General features: G+C 62.7%; 22 protein-coding genes and 1 other RNA gene. 12 read left to right on the forward strand and 11 right to left on the reverse strand.

Going from position 1 to position 22689, the window contains the following annotated elements:
* Positions 1-10 precede the first annotated feature (10 nt).
* Entirely contained in the window at positions 11-574 is a 564-nt protein-coding gene (locus tag ACVOLS_RS11085; RefSeq protein ID WP_481545652.1) for a DUF262 domain-containing protein, read from the reverse strand.
* Positions 575-1040: 466 nt separating this feature from the next.
* Between ACVOLS_RS11085 and ssrA the strand changes: the two genes are divergently transcribed.
* Positions 1041-1394: a transfer-messenger RNA gene (ssrA, locus tag ACVOLS_RS11090) on the forward strand.
* A 954-nt stretch (positions 1395-2348) separates the two neighbouring features.
* On the opposite strand, the gene ACVOLS_RS11095 is transcribed toward ssrA, so the two are convergent.
* On the reverse strand, positions 2349-2726 hold the full coding sequence (locus ACVOLS_RS11095) for a DUF7079 family protein (RefSeq protein ID WP_481545653.1): 378 nt from the start codon (positions 2724-2726) through the stop codon (positions 2349-2351).
* Positions 2727-2930: 204 nt separating this feature from the next.
* On the opposite strand from ACVOLS_RS11095, the gene ACVOLS_RS11100 reads away from it, so the two are divergent.
* From ACVOLS_RS11100 to ACVOLS_RS11130, 7 genes are all read left to right on the forward strand, one after another.
* Positions 2931-3380: an N-acetyltransferase family protein gene (locus ACVOLS_RS11100; RefSeq protein ID WP_481545654.1), complete on the forward strand. Its 450-nt coding sequence runs from the start codon at positions 2931-2933 to the stop codon at positions 3378-3380.
* A 247-nt stretch (positions 3381-3627) separates the two neighbouring features.
* Positions 3628-3915: a hypothetical protein gene (locus ACVOLS_RS11105; protein WP_481545655.1), complete on the forward strand. Its 288-nt coding sequence runs from the start codon at positions 3628-3630 to the stop codon at positions 3913-3915.
* A gap of 200 nt (positions 3916-4115) precedes the next feature.
* The gene (locus tag ACVOLS_RS11110) at positions 4116-5111 is read left to right on the forward strand and encodes a C13 family peptidase (protein ID WP_481545656.1); all 996 of its coding nucleotides are present in this window, start codon (positions 4116-4118) and stop codon (positions 5109-5111) included.
* A gap of 87 nt (positions 5112-5198) precedes the next feature.
* Positions 5199-6575: an ATP-dependent RNA helicase DbpA gene (gene dbpA, locus ACVOLS_RS11115; RefSeq protein WP_481545657.1), complete on the forward strand. Its 1377-nt coding sequence runs from the start codon at positions 5199-5201 to the stop codon at positions 6573-6575.
* Between the two features lie 36 nt (positions 6576-6611).
* On the forward strand, positions 6612-7703 hold the full coding sequence (locus tag ACVOLS_RS11120) for a sensor histidine kinase (RefSeq protein WP_481545658.1): 1092 nt from the start codon (positions 6612-6614) through the stop codon (positions 7701-7703).
* Positions 7700-8413 carry a LytR/AlgR family response regulator transcription factor gene (locus ACVOLS_RS11125; protein WP_481545659.1) on the forward strand — a complete coding sequence of 238 codons (714 nt, stop codon included), beginning with the start codon at positions 7700-7702 and terminating at the stop codon, positions 8411-8413. Before ACVOLS_RS11120 ends, ACVOLS_RS11125 begins: the two co-directional genes overlap by 4 nt.
* Before the next feature lie 113 nt (positions 8414-8526).
* A complete protein-coding gene (locus tag ACVOLS_RS11130; RefSeq protein ID WP_481545660.1) occupies positions 8527-9864 on the forward strand; it encodes an acyl-CoA thioesterase/bile acid-CoA:amino acid N-acyltransferase family protein in 1338 nt (445 codons plus the stop codon).
* A 7-nt stretch (positions 9865-9871) separates the two neighbouring features.
* On the opposite strand, the gene ACVOLS_RS11135 is transcribed toward ACVOLS_RS11130, so the two are convergent.
* From ACVOLS_RS11135 to ACVOLS_RS11160, 6 genes are all read right to left on the reverse strand, one after another.
* On the reverse strand, positions 9872-10216 hold the full coding sequence (locus ACVOLS_RS11135; RefSeq protein WP_481545661.1) for a hypothetical protein: 345 nt from the start codon (positions 10214-10216) through the stop codon (positions 9872-9874).
* The gene (locus ACVOLS_RS11140) at positions 10216-10998 is read right to left on the reverse strand and encodes a thioesterase family protein (protein ID WP_481545662.1); all 783 of its coding nucleotides are present in this window, start codon (positions 10996-10998) and stop codon (positions 10216-10218) included. Before ACVOLS_RS11140 ends, ACVOLS_RS11135 begins: the two co-directional genes overlap by 1 nt.
* Before the next feature lie 34 nt (positions 10999-11032).
* Positions 11033-11575 carry an adenine phosphoribosyltransferase gene (locus tag ACVOLS_RS11145; RefSeq protein WP_481545663.1) on the reverse strand — a complete coding sequence of 181 codons (543 nt, stop codon included), beginning with the start codon at positions 11573-11575 and terminating at the stop codon, positions 11033-11035.
* Positions 11576-11590: 15 nt separating this feature from the next.
* On the reverse strand, positions 11591-13153 hold the full coding sequence (locus ACVOLS_RS11150; protein WP_481545664.1) for a protein adenylyltransferase SelO: 1563 nt from the start codon (positions 13151-13153) through the stop codon (positions 11591-11593).
* A 51-nt stretch (positions 13154-13204) separates the two neighbouring features.
* Positions 13205-13897 (reverse strand): glutathione S-transferase family protein, encoded by a 693-nt coding sequence (locus ACVOLS_RS11155; RefSeq protein WP_481545665.1) that lies wholly within the window; start codon positions 13895-13897, stop codon positions 13205-13207.
* Positions 13898-14059: 162 nt separating this feature from the next.
* Positions 14060-14269 (reverse strand): cold-shock protein, encoded by a 210-nt coding sequence (locus tag ACVOLS_RS11160; RefSeq protein ID WP_054659637.1) that lies wholly within the window; start codon positions 14267-14269, stop codon positions 14060-14062.
* A 309-nt stretch (positions 14270-14578) separates the two neighbouring features.
* Here ACVOLS_RS11160 and ACVOLS_RS11165 point away from each other — a divergent pair, with 309 nt between their 5' ends.
* A complete protein-coding gene (locus ACVOLS_RS11165; RefSeq protein ID WP_481545666.1) occupies positions 14579-15064 on the forward strand; it encodes a YaiI/YqxD family protein in 486 nt (161 codons plus the stop codon).
* 3 nt (positions 15065-15067) lie between these two features.
* On the opposite strand, the gene ACVOLS_RS11170 is transcribed toward ACVOLS_RS11165, so the two are convergent.
* Complete coding sequence (locus tag ACVOLS_RS11170) at positions 15068-15937, reverse strand: pseudouridine synthase (protein WP_481545667.1); 870 nt, start codon at positions 15935-15937, stop codon at positions 15068-15070.
* Positions 15938-16000: 63 nt separating this feature from the next.
* Here ACVOLS_RS11170 and ACVOLS_RS11175 point away from each other — a divergent pair, with 63 nt between their 5' ends.
* From ACVOLS_RS11175 to ACVOLS_RS11185, 3 genes are all read left to right on the forward strand, one after another.
* The gene (locus ACVOLS_RS11175) at positions 16001-16549 is read left to right on the forward strand and encodes a YaeQ family protein (RefSeq protein ID WP_481508481.1); all 549 of its coding nucleotides are present in this window, start codon (positions 16001-16003) and stop codon (positions 16547-16549) included.
* 6 nt (positions 16550-16555) lie between these two features.
* Positions 16556-17746 (forward strand): BaiN/RdsA family NAD(P)/FAD-dependent oxidoreductase, encoded by a 1191-nt coding sequence (locus ACVOLS_RS11180; RefSeq protein WP_481545668.1) that lies wholly within the window; start codon positions 16556-16558, stop codon positions 17744-17746.
* A 207-nt stretch (positions 17747-17953) separates the two neighbouring features.
* The gene (locus ACVOLS_RS11185; protein ID WP_481545669.1) at positions 17954-20023 is read left to right on the forward strand and encodes an EAL domain-containing response regulator; all 2070 of its coding nucleotides are present in this window, start codon (positions 17954-17956) and stop codon (positions 20021-20023) included.
* 240 nt (positions 20024-20263) lie between these two features.
* Here the strand turns inward: ACVOLS_RS11185 and fabV are convergent, their stop codons facing one another.
* Positions 20264-21523, reverse strand: a complete 1260-nt coding sequence (fabV, locus tag ACVOLS_RS11190; protein ID WP_481545670.1) for an enoyl-ACP reductase FabV — start codon at positions 21521-21523, stop codon at positions 20264-20266.
* Positions 21524-21712: 189 nt separating this feature from the next.
* On the reverse strand, positions 21713-22681 hold the full coding sequence (gene secF, locus ACVOLS_RS11195; RefSeq protein ID WP_481516205.1) for a protein translocase subunit SecF: 969 nt from the start codon (positions 22679-22681) through the stop codon (positions 21713-21715).
* Positions 22682-22689: the final 8 nt, after the last annotated feature.

A 22689-nucleotide genomic window follows, 5' to 3' on the forward strand; every position in this document is an offset into this window, starting at 1 on the left:
CTTCGGCAGATCAATGGCCGGCGTGACCACCGGCGTCTTCTTCTTGCGTGGCATACATGCTCCTTGGCAGCATCATGGTATGCCTCTCACACAAAATTTCTGACACCCTCAAGGTTCGCCGTTCATTGTCGTCCAGATTCTTATAGGCCTTCCCCTTGAACTGAGTCTGCACGTGTTTGAGCTCAAATTCCTTCTGATTGAGCACGCCTTCGTAGAAAGCTCTCATTGTCAATAGGCGCTGCTGGCCATCGAGAACGAGCAGGCGTTTGTCTGATTGTTGCACCAGAAAAATTCCAGGCACAGGCAACCCAAGCAATAGTGACTCGACAAACCGGTCACATTGAACCTTCGACCAAATGAACTTTCTTTGGAACGCCTCGACCTCAAACGCAAACTCGTTGGCGGGATCAAACGAAGGAATGATGATGTCCTTCTGATTGAGGCGCTTCACCAAACCGTCAACGGGATAGTCCGCTCCATAGAACGTAAGGTCGAATTTGTACTCAACTGATTCCTCATCAGTATCATCTTCGACCACAGCAACGGGATTCTCCGTCTGCTCTTCCTGACTCATTCCTTGCTCCTATCCTTTGACTTGCACATCTGACCAGGTCCGACACTTGGCTTCCAGGCAGCCGTACCCAGAGAGAAACTTTGCTACGGTCCATAGAGCCACTTAAAAAGGCCTAGTTACCTCTCACGCCCGGTGGGCATGAGTCGAAAAAAAAGCGACACGCAGCTATTCTGCATGCACGGCTGTTCCGAGTACACGGGGATCTAGCAGCACGCTGCTGCGCCTCAAGGTGCGCCATGCTGTCGACACCCTCATGGCTGAGGAGAGCCAAAGCGTGATGACCGCCCTTGTTGGCCCCCTGCCCCCCCCCCCGCGAAGAAGAGGTGGCGGCTCCGTGCACCAAGCGAACGGCCCCATCGATGGTGACGATTCAGGCTTTTCCCTGTAGCATTCACGCCGTCAGCGAGACTTTTGGCAGCTTTTCGTCACGTTTCACCCAAAAGTCGTTACAAATCAACGTTAAACCGGGGGTGCACTGGTTTCGACGGGGGTTGTGAAGTCGCTTGGCGCATGCCGAGGGGGTAGCTTTCCTCGTAAATCCAGCTGCAAAACTCTAGTTGCCAACGACGACAACTACGCTCTCGCCGCTTAAGGCGTAAGCCCCGAACCCACTTGTGCCCGTGCTCGTGGATGTAGGGTCATTATCACGGAACCGGCTGTGACGGCTGCCTGTCAGTCACGGCTTAACCAAAACAGGCTGGTCCTGGGGTGCGCTTTGCACACCGTGCTGCCACAGGACGAGACCCAACGGTGAGCTAAGCATGTAGTGCCGGGGATGGAGTGCCTTCGGACGGCGGTTCAATTCCGCCCACCTCCACCATTAGATGGACCGTCAAGGTCCCGATCAGGCCGGAAACCCAATAGCAGCACGGGTTTCCGGCCTTTTTTGTTTCCGCGCCTTTGTACGTTTCAGTCGATGGAACGGTTGGAGACGGCGGGATGCAACATCGGGTATCCAGGACATTCCCAGAATCCATACCCCTTATCGACCCTGGCTACCAAAACGGTACTGTCGCCGGGCATAGCTTCCATGCCACCGCCCATACGATCCTCGACGAGATGCTGGGCTTCCGGCCACCCATCACCGAGCACCAGCTCGCATCGAGGTTCGCGAGCCCAACGGCTGGCCCTACAGCCGGACCTCACACCCGCCATGGCCCAGGGAGATGAGGCAGGAATGGGCGGCGCATCCCGCTTACGTCACTCCCGATGTCGGCTGGTGGCTGACTGGATCGCAATATGCGCCAGTCGGCATGCCATTCAACGGGCGCCCAAACAAGAAAAGCCACCAAAGGTGGCTCTCCGTTTCTACCTACTATCCCATCAACCCGGTGCGGGTGGTTGCGTCGTGCCGTAAGGCTTACAGCCAGTGAGACCACACACGTACCAAACTCCACCGATCTGGATCGTGAAGGCTGCTGCCGTTCCTGCAATTCCCAAGAGGCTCAAGCCCAGAAGCAAACAAGCAATCTTCCTGCGAGACTTCAACATGGTGCTGTCCTTGTCATTGCGCCAGTTCCTTACTGGCAGGCCGAGATTAGCCCAGCTTCCCCAGATCTTTGCAAGTTGCCCATAAATCGAAGGCGCCTTGCGTCCTGAGCGCCTTGCCTTGGTCCTCAGCCGCACAAGATCGTTCGATGCGGCTACAGGTTGGAGTGCCGACCACAGTTGCTATGGGCTACAGAGCCGGATTGTCGACTCCCCACAGTTCAATGCCAGTCCAACGACGGGCGCCCACTCAGATTCACTGGAAAGCGCCGTTGGTTTGAATGCCTCACCTGCGCGCACGCTCGTCACTTCTGTGCTGGACAATGCCGGCGCTGAGCTTGCACCACCAGCTTGCCGAGTATGGATACAGCCATTTGCGAGGCAAGGGTTTGCCGAACCGGGATTTGCGAAGCACGCGCGCCTTGAGCCAGTCGATCTCGAATCCGGCCCACTCGGGCGCAGGAAGCATCGCGATGTTGAATGAAACGGCAGGGCGCACTTCGTTCCAAAAGATGGCTTCCAGTTCTTCAAGCGAGTACTTGGACATCGCGCAGGCGCGAGTAATGTCTGCAAGCAAAATCGACGGATCAGTGTCCATCCAGAAATTCTGCAGTTGATCCCACACCGGAGCGCGATCTTGAATGTCCTCGTATGGTGGTCTCATGCAAGCAAGCTACCAGATAGCTGCTGCCGTGCCGCCCGTCGTCGGAGATGGTGCACACAGCACCTGTAGCTTGCTTGGATCTGGATCGAGTCGCACCATGACCTGTTCTTGCTACGCGCAGATGATCGGTTGCATTGTCCGCTCTTCGAGCTGTCAGCTTAGTCACCGTCGAAGCCATCAGAACCAATCGCAAGGAAATAGAAAATGGGAATTTCCGTTCGCCCAGCCACTGCTGCTGACATGGAGCCCGTCGCCTCGCTCTTTGATCAATACCGGCGGTTCTATGGTCAAGTTTCCAATCCCGGCTTGGCCCGCGAGTTCATTGGTGCCCGCCTGCGGGAGGGATCTTCCCTGATCCTGGTTGCCGCTGGTTCCGAAGGCCATCTTCTCGGTTTCACCCAACTCTATCCGCTGTTCGATTCCGTTGGAGCTACGAAGAGCTACGTTCTCTACGACCTGTTCGTATCTCCAGACGCTCGCCGCCTGGGCGCAGCCAGAAAACTGATGGTTGCTGCTGTTTCTGTTGCAAAGGAACTTGGCGCTGGACGCATTGAGCTGCAGACCGCAAAGGACAACGTTCCAGCGCAAAGACTCTATGAGGGTCTCGGGTGGGCGCGAGACAACGACTTCTACATCTACGCGATCACACCGTAAGACAGCACCGATCTTGGTCGACCAGACAAGCCGCCCAGATCGGCCCATCCACACGACCCTCACGTCGATATCGGCGCACGCCTGGTTGGCGATTCAAGCGCCCTTTGGCACCCGTCCAGCCCTCTTCGACATACGGCCTTGTCAGATAAATCCTAGTCTCAGTGAGGTGTATCCCTCATTGATGTAAGGGTACCCCCGACAGCACCATTACAGACTCTTGGCTGTCCGCCATCGCACCAGGTGCTGTATGGACTACGACAAGTTGCGTGACCACTTCGATGTTCTGGCGCAGCAGGTCGTGCAGGACGCCACCTCGCTTGGCGAATACGAGCGCAAGCAGAAGCTGCTGGAGATGCATCAGCTTGTCGACAGGATCGTCGAAGTGGTGCCGGACGATGATGAGCAGGCCAGCATCCTGTGCAGGCTGGAAGACCTGGTCTACCGCGCCAACAGCGCCATCAATGCTGCCGAGCAGCTTGAGAACCTCAGGAAGAAGTCCGCACTGGCCTATGGCTGGTCATTGCAGCCGGACTGAGCATCAACCCGACCGATGGGAAATAGCCCTGACGGCATTTGCCCGGCTGCAGCGCGCGCTCCAGACATCCTCCAGCAGTCCACTACGCATCCAGGCTTCAACTCCGGCACCATAGCCATCAAGGCTGCCTGCTGGCAGCCACTGGATGCAGCACGGTCGACACGACCTTGCCGCCATACCCACCGTCATGGATAACGGCAATGGCAGCCCAACGCAGCTCGCAGCATTCCCCTTCTCGGCTGGTCAAAGCCATTGCAAGCGTATTGCTGACGGCCTGTGCGGCATGGCCTGCACTCGCTGGCGCCGCCGCAGCACCCGAGCGGCAAGCCACCACACCCAAACTCGAAGGCAGCCAACTCACGATGCTGGACGCCGCATTGGCGGGCTTGCCTGCCCAGCGCCCGGGCGTGACCGATATCTACGTGCTCGGCGTGGCCGGTGATACCGACGAAGATGTCTTCACCAATGAGGTCGCCTATCTGCGCGAGCTGTCGGCCAAGCGCTGGGGTGCCGAAGGCCGCATGATCAGTCTGGTCAACCGGCCCGCCCTGGGCCATGGCGGCCCACCGCAGGTTCTGGCTACCGCCGACAGCATCGGCCATGCGCTGAACGGGCTCGGGCACAAGCTGGATCCGAATGAAGACGTGCTGTTCCTCTACCTGACCAGCCACGGCCTGCATGACAATAGCGTCTACCTGCACACCGGCCGCGACCAGGAAGACTATCTGGCACCGGCACAGCTCGCGCGGATGCTGGATCAAGCCCAGATCGGCAATGCGGTGATCGTGGTCTCGGCCTGTTTCTCGGGCGCTTTCGTACCGGCACTGATGTCTCCGCAGCGCATGGTGATCACCGCCGCGCGCAAGGACCGCCCATCCTTTGGCTGCGGCAATACCGACAGCGCCACCTGGTTTGGCCGCGCCTTCCTGGTCGAGGCCCTGAACACCACCAATGACTTCGCCCACGCCTACACACTGGCTGCAGGCACCGTCCGCCGCCGCGAGAAGGAGCAGGGCGAGCTCCCCTCCGAACCGCAGTTCAAGAACGGCAGGACGGTGGTAAACGTGCTCGAACAATGGCGCGCGGGCTTGCCAGAGGCTCCCGCCGTGCCCTATCCCTTCGTTTACCAGCGCCCATCCGGGACCAAGACCGTCACACCCAAGAGCAAACCTGCCACCAATAATCGCAAGGGGTGAAGCCTCCCCTTGGCCGCTGGATGAAGCCTGCGGTGCTACCCATTCAGGATGGCAAGCGCCGCCGGCCGGCTTCTGCGAAAATATGGCATGACTGACTTCTCTTCCCTGCCGCTGTCGCCGGCACTCGCTCCTGGCATCGACGCGCTGGGCTATACCTCGATGACGCCGGTACAGGCGTTGGCCCTGCCGCCAATCCTGGAAGGCCGCGACGTGATCGCGCAGGCACCGACCGGCAGCGGCAAGACCGCCGCCTTCGGCCTGGGCCTGCTCAACCGGCTTGACCTGTCGATCAGCCGCACCCAGGCGCTGGTGCTGTGCCCTACCCGCGAACTGGCCGACCAGGTCGGCAAGCAGCTGCGCAAGCTGGCCACCGGCATCCCCAACCTGAAACTGCTGATCCTCACCGGCGGCATGCCGCTGGGCCCGCAGCTGGCCTCGCTGGAAGCGCATGACCCGCAGGTGGTGGTCGGCACCCCCGGCCGCGTGCAGGAACTGGCGCGCAAGCGCGCGTTGAACCTGGGTCAGGTCCGCACTTTCGTGCTGGATGAAGCCGACCGCATGCTCGACATGGGCTTCGAAGAGCCGATCCGCGAAATCGCCGGCCGCACCCACAAGGAACGCCAGAGCCTGCTGTTCTCGGCCACCTTCCCGGAAGCGATCCGCGAACTGGCCCGCGCCCTGCTCAACGAGCCGGCTGAAGTCACTGTCGATGGCCAGGCCGAAGCCCCGGCCATCCAGCAGCTGTTCTTCGAAACCGAGCCGGCCAACCGCCAGAAGGCATTGGGCGGCTTGCTGCTGAAGTACACGCCGGAGTCGGCGGTGGTGTTCTGCAACACCCGCAAGGACGTCGACGAAGTGGCCAACTCGCTGCGCCAGTTCGGCTTCTCGGCGTTGGCGCTGCACGGTGACATGGAACAGCGCGACCGCGACGAAGTGCTGATGCAGTTCTCCAACCGCAGCTGCAACGTGCTGGTCGCCAGTGACGTGGCCGCACGCGGCCTGGACGTGGAAGACCTGGCTGCCGTGGTCAACTACGAGCTGCCGACTGACATCGACACCTACCAGCACCGCGTAGGCCGTACCGGCCGTGCCGGCCGCAACGGCCTGGCATTGAGCTTGGTTGCCGGCCGCGAGCGCAATCGCGCCGATGCACTGGAAGCCCAGCAGGGCAAGCCGCTGAACTGGCAGAAGACCCCCCTGGCAACCTCGCGTCCGGCAGAGCTGCCGCAGGCGGCGATGACCACCCTGCGCATCGATGGCGGCAAGACCGACAAGCTGCGTGCTGGCGATATCCTTGGCGCACTGACCGGTGATGCCGGGCTGTCGGCCAAGGCGATTGGCAAGATCGACATCTTCCCCACCCGCTCCTATGTGGCCATTGCCCGTGAGCAGGCTGGCAAGGCTTTGGCACGATTGGAAGCCGGCAAGATCAAGGGCAAGCGTTTCCGCGTTCGCAAGATGTAAGCAGGCGCCGGCCCAGCCCGGCGCTTGAACACGGATATGTCTTCCCTGCCCGACACCAGCTCTTCCAGCATTGCGGGTGATACGCACGCCACGGCATTCCCGTGGCGTGCAGCATGTGCGGGTTGGCTGCTGCTGACCTTGGTCACCTTGCCAGCGGTACAACTGACCGGACCCGCAGCCGGTAGTCTGGCTCCTGTCGAGCTGATGCGTTCCCTGCTGTTCCTGCTTGGCATCCACAGCCTGTGGCTGCTGGCGACACCGTGGCTATGGCAGCTGTGCGCGCGCTGGCCGCTGGGCATGGGCAGCGACCTCAAAGCGGCGGGCAAGCTGCTGGCCGCCGGCATCTGCATCATTCCTGCGCTGTCGCTGATTGGCTGGCTGTTTGGGTACTGCCTCTCGCAACTGGCGCTGCCACGCACGCTGCCCGACAACTGGCTGCATGCGGTTATCGCCACCAGCCTGTTCGCGCTCCCAACCTATGTTGCTGTCATCGGCATCGGCCAAGCGTTGACCTATATCCGACGCTATCGCCGCCGTGGCGAGCTGCTGGCGCAGGCGCGCGAGCAAGCCTTGCGAGCACGCCTGAATCACCATTTCCTGTTCAACGCACTCAACGCCATCGGCGCACTTGGCTATCGCGACGCCGAGCGCGCTGACGCTGCCTTGGCGCAGCTGGGTGAGTTGTTACGCAACCTGCTGCAGAGCGAACCCTTCGTCGCCCTGCGCGAGGAAGTGGCGCAGGCGATGACCTTCATCGAACTGCAGCGACTGCTGCAGCAACAGCCGGTGCAGGTGCAACTGCAGGCCAGCGCCGATGCATGGGATGCGCGCGTGCCCAGCCTGCTGTTGCAGCCATTGATCGAGAACGCCGTGCGCTTCGCCAGCACCTCGGACACGGACGACGCCACGATCAGCCTGCAGTTCGAATCGCGCGATGATCTGCTTCACCTGCAGATCCGCAACCCGCTTGGCGACGCGGCCGCCGGCATGGGGATTGGCCTGCAAGCCAGCCGCGAACGCCTGCAGGCAATCTACGGCGAGCATGCCACGCTGCACGCGCAACGCGACGGTGCGCACTTCCAGGTCAGCATCCGGCTACCGCTTGCCAGCAGCGAGCCCACCGCATGATCCGCACCCTGCTGATCGACGACGTCGCACTGGCCCGCGAAAAGCTGCGCCACCTGCTGGGCGCGCATGCGGATATCCAGATAGTCGGCGAGGCGCCCAGCATCGCCCTGGCCCGTTCGCTGCTGGCTACCGAGCAGGTCGAGCTGTTGTTGCTGGATATCGAGCTTCCCGACGAAGATGGCCTGCAACTGGCGCGCAGCCTGCCCGCGCCTGCGCCTGCGCCGGCGATCATCTTCACCACGGCCCATGCGGAACATGCGCTGACCTCCTACGAACTAGGCGCGGTCGACTATCTACCCAAGCCACTGGATGCGAACCGGCTCGCCATCGCGCTGGATCGGCTGCGCAGGCATCTGGCACGCGAGACCATCAACCCGCTGGCACCGCTATGCATCCGCAACGGCGGCCGCAGCGACTACGTGTCCCCCACCGACATCGACTACATCGACAGCGCCGGCCATTACGCCTGCCTGCATGTCGGCAAGCAGGTGCACCTGCTGCGCGAGAGCATTGGCCGGCTCGCCGAGCAGTTGGCGCCGGCTGGCTTCGTGCAGGTGCAGCGCGCGGTAATCGTCAATTGCGCACGGGTGCGCTGTCTGCTGCCACGCCGCAATGGCGATGCGACGCTGGAACTCCTGGATGGCACTCAACTGCCGCTGAGCCGGCTGCACCGCGACGCGTTCGAAGCGAAGATGGGTAAGGCCGGCTGATACGCACGGCTCATGCCACACCCGGCACGGCCTGCGCCATTGGTGGCGTCCACTTGTTCCGTTGCACTTCCAGCAGCGGCAACATCGCGGGCCGCTCCTCGTTCACAACACCCATGCTCAAGCATCTCCTGCTTCCGCTGCTGCTCAGCTGCAGCTCCCTGGCCTTTGCCGCCGAACTGCGCGTACATCCCGTGGACGGTCCAGCCGATCAACCGGTGCAGATCAGCGTTGCCGGGCTACTGCCAAGCCAAGCCGTGAAGCTGCAGCTTTCCATGCAGGACAGCAGTGGTAGCCGCTGGCTGGCGCACGCCAACTACCGCGCAGATCACAACGGCATTGCCGATACCGCCACTGCCGGCGCCGAGGCTGGCAGCTACGCAGGTGTCGATGCAATGGGGCTGTTCTGGTCGATGCGGCCGGAATCGGGCAAGGGTCGACCCACGCCACTGCCCATGCGCAATGAAGCCGACGGCCTGCGCCATGCGCCAGCAACGATGCAATTGGAGGCTTTCGTCGATGGCAAACGGATCGGGCAACAGACCTTGCTGCGGCGGATCAATGCAGCCAACGTTGTTGCCACGCCTTTGCAGCTGCATGGCGTGGTCGGCAACCTTTATCACCCCGCTGGTGCGCTGGAGGATGGCCGCCGACACCCTGTCGTGATCACCCTCGGCGGCGCTGAAGGCGGCATCGACACCGCGAATCTGTATGCAGCCTGGTTGGCATCCAACGGCTTTGTTGCAGTCGCCGTTGCCTATTACCGGATGCCGGGGCTGCCCAAGGATCTGATCCGCGTACCGATCGACCCGGTCAGCAACACGGTCGACTGGCTGCGTACCCAGCCCTTTGCCGGCAAGGTCGGCGTGATGGGCGGTTCCTGGGGTGGCATCGTAGCGATGGCATCCGCCGCACATGATCCGCGCCTGCAGGCTGCGGTGTCGTGGGTAGGCAGTCCCGCGCCATTCCGCGGCATCCGCCGTGATGTGCCGCCGGCTGACTTCCGCGCCGTCGATGAGCCCGCCTTGAGCGTCGGTGGCCGCGATCTGCCGTTCCTGCCCTATGTGGAACAACACAACTGGAACCAGCCCGGTCCTCATGCTGCGGCGCTGGAGCGGGCAATGCTCCCCATCGAACGCATCAACGGCCCGCTACTGCTGGTCGCTGGCGGTGACGACCAGCTCGGTGTTTCCGGAGAGATGGCGGCGTTGGCGATGCAACGCCTGAAGCGTCGCAGTGCGCCGCAACCAGACGCCTTGTTGTATTACTCGGACGCCGGCCACCTGATCACACCCTTCCTGCAGCCCACCACCTTCCGCAGCGACACCGGCCCTTACATCCCGGTGGGCGGCACTGCCGAAGGCTATGCCCGCGCCGACCGGGAAAGCGGCCCGGCAGTGTTGGCCTTCCTGCAGCAGGCGCTCGCCGAAGGGGACATCCGGCTGACGCGTTGAACCGGCTTCAGGCCGCGCGAGCGCGCAGCGTCACCCGGAACGCCGCGGCAACAATCGCCACGCTGGCTGCGACAAACAGCGCTAGCGCGGCGGTCTCGCCCATGCCGCGATGGATCAGCAGCAGGTACACGCCGATGCAGGTCGCCAGCGCATACAACGGCCAGGCAACACGGCGAAAACCGCTGCGAAAAACGCGCCAAGCCAACAACGCGCTCAGCAACCAGCCACAGGCAAACGCCAGCGGGTCCAAGGCGAGCGAGAACTCATAGACATTGCAGATGACGAACCACGCAGTCCAGCCAAGCATCGCCAGCAGCAACGCCAGTCCACCCAACACACGCATGGCACGCATCAGGCGAACACCGCCACGCTCTGGCGGCCGCGCATCACCACCCGGCCCTGCTCATCCCAGACCTGCATGTCCTGCGATGAATAACCGTCGCGCGCATGCTGGCTGAAAGAACGCAGCAGGAACCACTCGCCCTGCGGCGCTGGCTCAAGCAGCTCTACGTTCCAGGTGATGGAGCTTATCGGTGCAGGAGCGCTGAAGCTGGTGAACGCTGCCGGCGGCATCGCATCGCCCATCGCGATCAGAGCCACGGCAGGATCCACTCCACTGGCATCCCGGTGGCGAATCCAGGTCAGCAACTCCGGAATCTCCGCAGCCGACACCGGCATCGCGCCACCGGCAGGACGCATCTGGAAGTTCTGGGTGAAGGCCGGCGCGAACGGCATCGCCGCCATATCGAAGTCGCGGTACGCGGCGGGACCGTTGGCCGGCAGCTCGCCAGCGAAATCATGCGCAACCGCGCTTTCACGGGCGCGACCGAACACCAATGACAAGCGTGCCGCCAACGCCTCGTCGGAGTACACGTCCACACCAATATTCACCACCGACTTGCCCTCACGCAGCACCGCCGGCTCAAAGCGCAACTGGCCAGCTGCCGGCCCTATGAAGGTCACCTGCATCGAGCGCAGCGGTGGCAGCGCTGATGCGTGGCTCTGCATTGCTGCAGCCACGCCCAACGCACTGAGCACACCACCGTAAGCCGTGCGGCCCTGGCGCCAACTGTCAGGGAGCAGCAGCCCTTGTTCACCATCGAAGGAAGACAGCAGCTCACTCAACGTCGGCATCCGGGACTCCGCGAATTGGGGGTGGATCAGGCGCTCAGTAAACCAGTGTAGCGGTCAGCGGCAGGCCAGCAGGCCAGCGCTCACGGCCACCAAGGCCATCCAGTTCGACCAGCACCGCGCCACCAAGGACGTGTGCCTCAAGCTGGGCGGCGAGCTGCAAGGCAGCAAGCAAGGTGCCACCGGTAGCCAGCACGTCGTCGACCAGCAGCACGCGCGCACCCGGCGGGGTTGCGCCGACGCTGACTTCGATGCGATCAGTGCCGTACTCCAGCGCGTATTCCTGCTTCAGCGTCGCGCCCGGCAACTTGCCCGGCTTGCGCACCGGCACGAAACCCACGCCCAGCTCCAGGGCCAATGCGGTACCAAGAATGAAGCCGCGCGCCTCCACACCAAGCACCGCATGCAGGCCGGCATCGCGCCACGGCTCGGCCATGGCCTGGACGGCGGCACGGAAGCAGGCGCCATCACCCAGCAGCGGGATGATGTCCTTGAACAGGATGCCGGGCTTGGGGAAGTCGGCGATGTCGCGGATCGGGCGCGACCATTCGGGGTAGGCAGAGGTGGTCATATCAGTCATTCAAGAAGAAAGTGCTCAGGAGCTGCACGACAGCATCGAGCAGCCGGCGCGGTCGCGCGCCCATTCCGGACGCTTGTCGGCAAATGCCTCGCGCCCGGGTTGTTCGTCGTAAGGATGCCGCATCACGTCAAGCAAGTCCGTGATTCCGGCCAGATCGCCTTGTTCGGCACGGTCGATGGCCTGCTGGGCCAGCCAGTTGCGCAGCACATACTTGGGATTTGCAGCCTGCATGGCATCAAGGCGCTGTTGCGACGACTGCCCAGCGTCCCGGACCCTCGCGGCGTAGCGCTGCAACCAGTCGATCAGTGCCGGCAGCACCTGCTCGCGGGCAGCTGGCGAGTAGAAGGCCTGCTCCAGCGGGGAGATCCCCGGCGCGTCGATATCAATGGCCGCCAAGGCGCGGAACGCCAGCGTCATGTCCATCTCGCCTTCCTGCAGCAACTGCTGGAACTGCGTCATCAACTCGGCGTCGCCGTCGCGGAATTCACCCAGGCCGAGCTTGGCGACCAGATGCGCACGCTCTTCGGCTTCATAGCGTTCACGGAAGCCATCCAATCCAGCCTGCAAAGGGGCCACCTCGGCAAACAGCGGCGACAACGCCTGCGCCAGCCGCACCAGGTTCCAATACGCCACCTGCATCTGCGTACCAAAGCGGTAGCGGCGGCCCTGCGCATCGGTGGTGTTCGGCGTCCAGTCCGGATCGTAGTCCTCGACCCAGCCATAAGGGCCGTAATCCAGGGTCAAACCAAGAATGGACATGTTGTCGGTATTCATCACGCCGTGTACGAAACCGACCCGCATCCACTGCGCCACCATCACCGCGGTACGCGTGCAGACCTGCGCAAACCAGTCGGCATACAGCGCCTCGCCATTGCCCTGCAGCTCGGGGTAATCACGGGCAATGCAGAAATCGACCAGTTGCCGCAGCAGCGCGACATCACCGCGCGCCGACGGCAGCTCGAATGTGCCAAAGCGGATGAACGAAGGTGCGACCCGGCACACCACCGCGCCGGGCTCGGCCTGCGGATGGCCGTCGTAGAACATGTCGCGCATCACCGACTCACCGGTGCCGACCAGGCTCAGTGCACGGGTGGTAGGCACGCCGAGATGGTGCATGGCTTCGGAGCACAGGAACTCACGCAGCGACGAGCGCAGCACCGCGCGGCCATCAGCACCGCGCGAATACGGGGTTGGGCCAGCACCTTTGAGCTGCAGCTCCCAGCGCTTGCCGTCAGCCAGCAACTCACCCAGGGAGATGGCGCGACCATCGCCGAGCTGCCCGGCCCAATGGCCGAACTGATGGCCGCCGTAGTTGGCCGCCCACGGCTGCATGCCCGCAAACAAGGCGTTGCCACCGACTACCTCGGCAAATTCCGGGCTGGCAACGGTTGCTGCGTCAAAGCCAAGCAGCGCTGCGACCTCGGCCGAATGCGCCAACAAGCGCGGCGCGGCAACCGGCGTCGGCATTACTGCTGACCATGCGGCTCCCACTACCTCGCGGCGGCGCGCGCCGGTTTCGGGGTCGCCGGGCAGCTCGCGCTGGAAGCGGTTATCAAATTGCGGGGGCGTGACGTTCATCGTCTCAACGTGGGGGCTGACGGGCCATGCTGCAAGCTCGCCCCGCCATACTCAGCGCGCGCCGCCGATAAGATCCAAGGCACCACCGCGCTGCTCGGCCCGCTGATAGGCCGGTCGCTCGACGATACGCGCCAGGAAGGCCTGCAGCTTCGGGTAGTCGGTCATGGGACCGGCGCGGACTGCCGCCGCCTGGATAGGAAAACTCATCTGGATGTCAGCCGCACTGAAATGCTCGCCGGCAAACCAGGTGGATTGGCCCAAAGCCTGCTCCATCCAGCCCAGGTGCAGGCGCAGCTGCGGACTGATGAAGGTCTTCATCACCTTGTCGACGATGCTGTGGGCGATCGGCTTGGCGAAAAATGGCAGCGGCGCCTTGCGCACCTTGGCAAACACCAGACTCATCACCAGCGGCGGCATCGCCGAGCCTTCGGCGTAGTGCATCCAGTAGTGATAGTGCAGGCGCTCAGGCGCTTCTACCGGCACCGGCTGCGGCGACAGCTTGCGCTCCGGGTCGTAACGGTCGGCCAGGTATTCGAGGATGGCCCCTGATTCGGCCAGGATCAGCGCCCCGTCCTGTAGTACCGGCGACTTGCCGAGCGGATGCACCTTGCGCAGTTCTGCTGGTGCCAACCAGGTCTTGGGATCACGCTTGTAGCTGACCACTTCGTAGGCCAGACCGAGTTCTTCCAACATCCACAGCACGCGCTGCGAGCGCGACTGTTCCAGATGGTGCACCGTGATCATCGCTAGCTCCAACTTCCTTCAATCGACACGAGACCACATCCTAGCCAACACCGCAGAACGCAGCGTCAGTGCGAGGCGATGCCCGATGCGAAAACACAAATAAAAACGCCGGAAGCTTTCGCTTCCGGCGTTCCAAGCAACCTTACGGTAGCAAGGGGTCGATTAGACCGCCTGCACCTGGTCAGCCTGCATACCCTTCTGGCCCTGCACGGCGACGAAAGTCACCTTCTGGCCTTCCTGCAGCGACTTGAAGCCGTTGCCCTGGATGGCGCGGAAATGCACGAACAGGTCCGGGCCGCTTTCCGGGGTGATGAAGCCGAAGCCCTTAGCGTCGTTGAACCACTTGACAGTGCCGGTCTGACGATCAGACATGTACTAACTCCTGAAACATAAGTTGAAATAATCGCGGCCACCGGGTATCGGGGCCGAGACTGAGTTGCAGGCGTTGGTAAAGCGGATCGATGAGCCGATCAAGAAGATCAACTGCATCAGGCCACGATTCACGGTGACCCTTGCAAGCACAGTGGGATGGACAATACGCCGCTTTGTTCCAAAAAGCGATAATTACCGTATTCAGAAACCCAATTTGATTCAGTTCGTCTATTAAGTTGCTGAAAATAGTCAATTTTCTGACGATAGCCCGAAACCAGCAAAGTCCGAAAATCCAATAGACTGCGCGGCATGAGCCTTGAAGACGCCGTTTCCGCCACTCCTTCACCCACCCGGATCTGGGTCGATGCCGATGCCTGCCCCGTGGTGATCAAGGAAATCCTGTTTCGCGCCGCCGAACGGGCCAAGGTCGAAACCGTGCTGGTCGCCAACCAATGGCTGCGCACCCCACCCTCGCGCTTCATCCGTGCCATGCAGGTGCCGGGCGGGCCGGATGTTGCCGACGATGCCATCGCCGAGCGGGTCAACCCCGGCGACCTGGTCGTTACCCAGGACATTCCGCTGGCAGCGCGTGTTCTGGAGAAAAACGCCGTCGCCCTGAATCCGCGCGGGGAGCTCTATACCGCCAATACCATCGCCGAGCGATTGTCGGTGCGCAACTTCATGGAAGAACTGCGTGGTGCAGGCGTTCAGACCGGCGGCCCGGCGACCTTGCATGCGCGCGACCGCCAAGCCTTCGCCGCCCAGCTCGACCGCTGGCTCGCGCAGCGGCGCTGAAGCTCACACCAGCGCACGCGCACTGCGGAATTCCCGCTGCTGGCCGTTGAGGGGATCAATGAAGGCCAAGCGGCGTGCCAACAATTGCAGTGGCTGCCGATAGTCATCCGGCGCACGCTCGATCAGTTGCGGATAGAAGTCGTCACCTAGAATCGGTGCACCCAGCGCCGCCATATGCACGCGCAGTTGGTGCTTGCGCCCACTCACGGGCTCCAGCGCATAGCGCCAGACATCATCACGGCGCTCGATGACATCCACCCGGCTCAGCGCATTGGTCTCGCCCGCCAGCTCAGCCATGCGGAAGAACGGCTCGCCGCGGCCAATGCGGCTACTGCGCCGCAGCGGAAACTCCAGCGCTGGCAAGGCTGGAGCCAAGGCCTCATAGCCCTTGTCGATGCGTCGCTCGGCGAATAGCCGTTGATACGAAGCACGCGTATCCGGGTTGCAGGAGAACAACACCAGGCCGGCGGTACCGCGATCAATCCGGTGCAGCGGCACCAGTTCGCGATTGCCGGTGCTGGCGATCAGACGTGCAAGCAGGGTCTGGCGCACAAAGCGACCGGCCGGGGTAACCGGTAGGAAATGCGGCTTGTCGGCCACCAGCAGATGCTCGTCCTGATGCAGGATCTGCTCGGCGAACGGCACTTCCGGCTCATCAGCAACCTCGCGGAAGTACTGGATCTCCTGCCCTGCCCTCCAAGGCTGCGTCGGCAACAGCGGCTGGCCATCGCCGCCCAGCACCCGCCCGCGCGCGAACCGGCCCAGCCATTGCGCCTGGCTTACCGCCGGAAACCGCGCGCACAAACCCTCCAGCAGGCTGGTCCACGGGCCTGGCGCTAGCTGCAGGCGGCTGGGCAGATCATGATCAAGCACGTCGGGGCGGGTCCGTTGCGGGGCAAGGCATTATGATGGGCGGTCTTTGTACCCGGTATTCCCATGGCCCTCACCGCCACCATCCGCAAGGCCGAGCTGCAGATCAGCGACATGGACCGCGGCTACTACGCGACCCATAACCTGACCCTGGCCCAGCATCCCTCCGAAACCGACGAGCGCCTGATGGTGCGCCTGCTCGCTTTCGCCCTCAATGCCGAGGACCGGCTGGAGTTCGGCAAGGGCCTGAGCAGCGAGGACGAACCGGACCTGTGGCAGCTGGACTACACCGGCGATATCGAGCAATGGATCGACCTGGGCCACCCGGACGAATCACGCGTGCGCAAGGCCTGCAACCGCAGCCGCCGCGTGCAGATCGTCAACTACGGCGGCAATGCCTCCGATATCTGGTGGCAGAAGCAGAGCAAGCACCTGACCCGCTTCAACAACCTGTCGGTGGTCGATCTGCCGTCCGCGTTTGTCGAACGCTGGGGTGAACTGGTGCAGCGGGCAATGCGCTTCAGCGTGCTGATCCAGGATGGCGAGGTGCAGATCCTCAATGATCAGATCCAGTTGGACGTGATCCCGGTCTGGCGCAAGCGTCCGGCGGAGTAAGCAGTAGTGGCAGACAAGCTAATCCGCTGCGACGTACTGGTGATCGGCGCAGGCGCGGCCGGGCTGATGTGTGCGCTCACCGCCGGCCAGCGCGGCCGTATCGTGCAGGTGATCGATCATGCCAACAAGGTTGGCAAGAAGATCCTGATGTCCGGCGGTGGCCGCTGCAACTTCACCAATACCGGCACCACCGCAGCGAACTTCATTTCGAACAACCCGCATTTCTGCAAATCGGCGCTGGCGCGCTACACGCCAGCCGACTTCATCGAGATGGTCGAGCGCCACTCCATCGCCTATCACGAGAAAGAGCTGGGCCAGCTGTTCTGCGATATCTCGTCCAAGCAGATCGTAAAGATGCTGCTGGACGAGTGTTCCGATGCAGGCGTGCAGATCCGCACCGACTGCGGCGTGCAGCAGATCGAGCGCGGTGCCGATGGCTTCCACGTACGCACCGCGCAGGGGTATTTCCACAGCGCTTCGGTGGTGATCGCCACCGGCGGACTGTCGATCCCCAGCATGGGCGCCAGCGGCTTCGGTTACGAGGTGGCGCGCAACTTCGGCCATGAACTGCTGCCGACCCGCGCCGGTCTGGTACCCCTGACCCTCAGCGGCACCCACCAGGAGCGCTTTGCCGAGCTCAGCGGCGTTGCCCTGCCGGTGGAGGCGCGCTGCAACGGCCAGAGCTTCCGCAATTCCATGCTGATCACCCATCGCGGCGTCAGCGGCCCGACGATCCTGCAGATCTCCTCATACTGGCAGCCCGGCAACGACCTGCGGCTGGACCTGCTGCCCGATCACGATGCAGCTGAATGGCTGCGGCAGATGAAGCGCGAACGCGGCGCCTCCGAGCTGCGCACCGTGCTGTCGGAGGTCATGCCACGCCGACTGGCCCTGCGCCTGTGCGAGCAATGGCTGAAGGACAAGCCGATGCGGCAGATGGACGAGCCCGAACTCAAAGCCGCCGCCAGCCTGTTGTCCGACTTCCCGCTGGTGGCCAGCGGCACCGAGGGCTACCGCACCGCCGAGGTCACCCTGGGCGGCGTGGATACGCGCAAGGTGTCGTCATCGACGATGGAATCGCAGCTGGTGCCGGGCCTGCACTTTGTCGGCGAGGTACTGGACGTGACCGGCTGGCTGGGCGGCTACAACTTCCAATGGGCCTGGGCCTCCGGGCGCGCCGCCGGCATGGCCGTGTAAGCGGGTTCAGCAAATGGATCCATCGAAGCATGAAAACCGTCACACGGCCGGGTGCAGCACCTGCTGATTGCGCTGCGGCCGGTGGCGACGACGGCCTGAAGCCGACCTTGAGACTACACTCACGGGAGTACGTCACAGGCAAGCGATCTGCGCATAGACGCCAGCGCCGTGCATCGTGTATTAAACCCCGTCCCCCGGGAGTCCTGAATGCAGAACGCCAAAGACATCACCTTGCGCTTGCTGATCGTTGACGACAGTGCCGAAAACGCCGAGGCCATCGTCAGCACCTTGCGCAACAGCGGTATCGCAGTACGCCCGTCGCGGCCGCAAAGCCCCGACGAGCTGAGCCAGGCGCTGAGCCAGCCCATCGATCTGGTGCTGGCGGCCAACTCTTACGCCATCCCGCAGTTGCTGCTGACCCAGCAGGTCGCGGCCAGCGGCAAGGACATTCCGATGATCCTGCTGACTGACAGCATCGATGCACAGATGCTGCTGGATTCGGCCGCCAATGGCATCCGCGCCATCGCGCTGCGCCATCAGCCGGATCACCTGTTGTCGGTGGTGCAGACCGAATGGACCGACCTGCAGGCACGTCGCGGCCTGCGCCGGATCGAAGCACAGATGCGCGAGACCGAGCGTCGCTGCGACGCACTGATCTCGTCCTCGCGCGATCCCATCGCCTACATTCACGAAGGCATGCACATCCGCGCCAACGAAGCCTATCTGGACATGTTCGGATTCGAGTCGTTCGAGGATGTGGAAGGCATCTCGCTGCTGGACATGGTAGCCCCGCAGCATGTGGAGAACTTCAAACAGCTGCTCAAGTCCCTGAGCAAGGGCGAAGCGCCGCCACCGCAGTACGAAGTGCACGCGCGCAACCAGGACGGCGATACCTTCCCGGCGACGATGGAGTTCACTGCCGCCACGTATGAAGATGAGAGCTGCTTCCAGATCGTATTCCGCCGCCGCGAAGAGTTCGACCCGGAGCTGGCACGCGAAGTGGAGGCCCTGCGTCAGCGCGACCAGGTCACGGGCCTGCTCAACCGCCCGACCTTCATGGTGCAGCTGGAGAAAGCCGTCGCCCAGGTTGGGCGCAGCGATGGCCAGTACGGCTTCCTGCTGGTCGAGCCGGATCACTATGCACGCCTGCTGCCCGATATCGGACTGGATTCAGCAGACGCATTGATTGCAGCCCTCGGCCAGAAGCTGGCCCAGGCCATTGGCGAAGACGCGCAGCTGGCGCGTTTTGGCGAACACAACTTCGCCCTGCTTACCGAGGGCGACTACACACATACGTCGCAGATGGCTGAACGAGTACGCGGCGCTTTTGCCTCGTCGGTATTCAGCATCGGCCAGCGCTCGGCCACTGTCACCGTCAGCATCGGCGGCGTGCAGGTGGGCGAGAAGATCGCCAGCGTTGGTCAGGTCCTGAACCGCGCCAATGACTGCGCACGCGCTGCCACCGAACTGGGCGGCAATACCGTCAAGGTATTCGACCCGGGCGCGGCCGACCGCGTCGAGGAAGAGCGTATCCAGAGCTGGGTACAGCGCATCCGCCAGGCCGTGGCTGGTGATGGCTTCCATCTGCGCTTCCGCCCCGTGCTGAACCTGATGGGCGAGCCGATCCAGCTGTACGACACCTCGCTGCAGATGGAAAACAATGGCGAGATGGTGGGTCCTCCCAGCTTCCTGCCGATCGCGCAGGAACATGAGTTATTGGCGCCGATCAACCGCTGGGTGGTGGCCAACGCCATCCGCGCGCTGGGCGAACGCCGCCGCGGCGGTCACCGCACACACCTGATGGTGCGCATCACCCCGGAGTCGTTCTCCGACCCCGAATTGCTGACGGTGATCCGCAACGGCCTGCAAGCCGAAGGCGTGGAAGGCGCGCAGTTGTGGCTGCAGATTCCCGAGGCGAAGGTATTTACCAACCTGCGCAACGCGCAACAGTTCCTGGCAGATGTCACTGCACTGGGCTGCAAGGTTGGCCTGGAGCAGTTTGGTTCTGGGCTGGATTCGTTCCAGCTGTTGGCGCATTTCCAGCCGGGCTTCCTCAAGCTGGACAGTGCCTTCACCGCTGATCCGGCGCTGGCCAAGGAACAGCTGGAGAAGACCCAGGAAATCACCACCAAGGCGCAGTCTGCTGGCATCTTGACCATCGCCGAGTTCGTGGCGGACGCGTCGACGATGAGCTTGTTGTTCAGTGCCGGCGTGGATTACGTGGAAGGCGATTTTGTCGGGCCGCCGACGGCTCAGATGGATTTTGAGTTTGGTTGATGGGTGATTGGGCTGCGTTCTGACGTTTCGCGCTAGAAGCTGCCCTCACCCCAACCCCTCTCCCGCTGGCGGGAGAGGGGCTAGCAATGCTTGGGTTCGCAGTGCACTAGCAGCCGAGGCGATCCGAGCCCCTCTCCCGCCAGCGGGAGAGGGGTTGGGGTGAGGGGAAGCTCCTAGCTAGAGATGCAAAAAAGAAGGCCGCGCAAAGCGCGGCCTTCTCACACATAAAATCGCAAAAAATCAGACCTCAACAATCCCCGGAATAGCCACATCCGGATTCACATCGGCCTCGTAATCCACGCCGTCGATGCCGAACCCGAACAGGCGCAGGAAGTCGGCCTTGTAACCGGCCAGGTCGCTGATCTCGTACAGGTTCTCATTGGTCACCTGCGGCCACAGCTCCAGCACCTTGCTCTGCACTTCCGGCGCCATTTCCTTGTAGTCCGCACGCAGGCGGCCTTCACCGTCCACCAGCGCGATCTCACGGCCCTGCGCATCCTGCAGCTGCTGGCGGATATGCTCGGCCGCGTTGGCGCCGCCCTGCGGGCCGTTGTACAGAATGTCGTACAGGGTATCGAGCTGCTCGATGCAGCCTTCGTGCGTGCCCTGCTCTTTCATCACCTTGAACAGCAGCGACAGATACAGCGGCATGGTCGGGATCGCCGAGCTGGCCTGGGTCACAACCGCCTTCAGCACCGACACACGCGCATCGCCGCCCAGCCCCTGCAGCTTGTCGCGGATGGCCAGCACCTTGGCGTCCAGATCCTTCTTGGCAGCACCGATGGAACCATTCCAGTAAATGGCCTGGGTGATCTCTTCGCCCACGTAGGTGAATGCAGTAGTGGTGGCACCCGGGGCCAGCACGCCCGCCTCCAGCAGTGCGTCGATCCACATCTGCCAGTCTTCGCCACCCATGACCTGCACGGTGCCGGCGATTTCCTCGGCGGTTGCCGGCTGCAACGTGGTTTCGGTCAGCACTTCCTTGTCGGTGTCCAAGCCACGCAAGGTGATCGGCGCGCCAATCGGCTTCAGCGTGGAGCTGATGATCTCGCCGGTCTTGGGGTGCTTGCGACGCGGCGCGGCGAGGCTGTAGACCACCTGATCGACCTGGCCCAGATCGGCCTTGATGATCTCGATGACCTTCTGCTTCACTTCGTCGGAGAACGCATCGCCATTGACGCTGCGCGCATACAGGCCGGCCTGGTGTGCGTACTTCTCGAACGCAGCGGTGTTGTACCAACCCGCCGTACCCGGCTTGGTCTCGCTGCCCGGGCGTTCGAAGAACACGCCCAGGGTGGCGGCATCGCTACCGAACGCAGCCTTGATGCGCGCGGCAAGACCGTAACCGGTGGAGGCACCGAGCACCAGCACCTTCTTCGGGCCGTTGGCCAGCTTGGGCTGGGCCTTGATGTAATCGATCTGTTCCTTGACCGCCGCATCGCAACCAGTCGGATGGGTGGTGACGCAGATGAAGCCGCGCACACGCGGTTTGATGACCATGAAAACCTCGGTTGGCTAAACAGAAGACAGCAGCACAAGCAGTTTGCGCGCTGAACCGGAAGGATCGTAGTGCGCTGCCGCATCGAAAACAACCAACGCCACCGCATGGACCGCCCTGCCCCCGCTCGGATTGCGGGCAAAAGAAAAGCCGCGCAGGGCGCGGCTTTTCAGCGAGGCAGTGCGGTTCCGTCAGGGACGACGGGCCAGCTCTTCCTCGTCCTTGGCCTTGGGCAGCAGATCCTGCTTGGTGACCTTGAACGGACCAATGCTCAGCAGCGGCACGGCCACGATGATCGAGGAGATGACCACGATCACAGCGCCGACCATGTGGGTTTCGGCCAGGCCTTCCATCGACTCGCCACCGAACATGTACAGCGCCAGTGCGGACAGGAAGAACAGCACCGCGGTGATGACCGTACGCGACAGCGTCTGGTTGATCGAGCGGTTCAGCACTTCCAGCGGCTCCACGCGTAGGCTGCGGAAGTTTTCGCGCACACGGTCGAACACCACGATGATGTCGTTGATGGCAAAACCCATCACCGACAACATACCGGCCAACACAGTCAGGTCGAACTCGCGGCCAACCAGCGACATATAGGCGATGGTCAGGATCAGGTCGAAGAACGCGGTGACGCTGGCGACGATGGCGAATTTCCATTCGAAGCGGGCGGCGATGTAGATCAGGAAGCCGATGACCATGAACAGCGTGGCGTAAATGCCGTTCATCGCCAGGTCCTTGCCGACCTGCGGACCGACGAACTCGCCCGGCTGCACGGTAGCGACGTTGTCCGCCGCGGTCACCGCAACGCGAACCTTCTCGGCAACCTGCTGCGCGGCATCGGCAGCATTGTTGTGCTCACCTTCTGGCGGCAGGCGGATCATCAGGTCATTGCCGCCACCGACGCTCTGCACCTGGGCATTGTCGAAGCCGGCCTTTTCCAGACGCTCACGCACCGTGTCGGCGTCGATGCTCTTTTCAAAGTGAGTACGCACCACCGTGCCACCGGTGAACTCGAGGGCGTAGTTGAAGCCCTTGAAGCCGATGATGGCGAACGAGGCCAGCAACAACACCACCATGATCGCGAGCACCGGCTTGCGGTGACTCATGAAGTCGATGTTGGTGTCGTTCGGAACGATGTGAAGTGGAAACAGTTTCATGCAAGGAG

This window comes from Stenotrophomonas sp. STEN038, assembly GCF_056759895.1.